This window comes from Vibrio sp. M250220 (assembly GCF_036533795.1).
Classification (GTDB): Bacteria; Pseudomonadota; Gammaproteobacteria; order Enterobacterales; family Vibrionaceae; genus Vibrio.
This window is the reverse complement of sequence record NZ_JATABI010000166.1, coordinates 1-730: the sequence shown is the minus strand read 5'-3', so window position 1 is coordinate 730 and position 730 is coordinate 1. Positions and strand designations below refer to the sequence as shown.

1 protein-coding gene is annotated in these 730 nt (G+C 42.1%); it reads left to right on the top strand.

Annotated features, from left to right (window positions below; genetic code table 11):
* Window positions 1–730 (top strand): sel1 repeat family protein (locus QTN94_RS20165; RefSeq protein WP_443088819.1); only part of this gene is annotated, 730 nt, incomplete at both ends.

Here is a 730-nt window from a genome sequence, read left to right as displayed (position 1 = left end):
TTGCAGCAGCAACGTGTGGGCGATAACACCTGTTGAACAAGGGATCCGACTGTTTAACCAAAAACAGTACCCACAAGCTGAGCAGATTTTTCAACAACAATCAGACCAAGGCAGTGCGTACGCGACTTACTGGCTAGGTGTTACACAGTATAAAAACCGCCAACAGTTTGAAGCGGGGCAGACCTTTTTAAAAGCCGCCAATATGGGCGACCCTTGGGCTATGGGCGTATTAGCAGGAAAAGAGCTTAACGGAAATAGCCCTTGTAGTTATTTAGGTTGGCCATGTGACCCTAGTTGGAAATCTAAAGCTATAGATGGCTGGGAAAAACAAGCCGCTAACGAAAATGGAAAAGCTATGTTCGCCCTCGCAATTAAGCAAATAAAATGGTGGGAGTTTATTCCTATTTATAAGTACAAAAGACACCGAGATATCTATGAAGTAGCAATTAATAATCAAGGTTACGGATTTCTAAAATACAGTTCGTATTGGAAGGATGTAGAGGAAAAAATAAAATACCTAAAAATCGCAGCCAACCAAGGCTACGCCCCTGCGATGCTGTCCTTGTACTACTTTTTGTTGGAGCCTGAGACTTTGGATGAAGCGCTAAAGTGGAACCTCAAAGCAATCAAATTGGGTTACGCTGATGCTGCAACCAGTCTCTACTATGCCTATTCTCAAGGTAAAAAAGATAGTAATGGCAACATAATCATCCAACGTGATGTTAAAAAA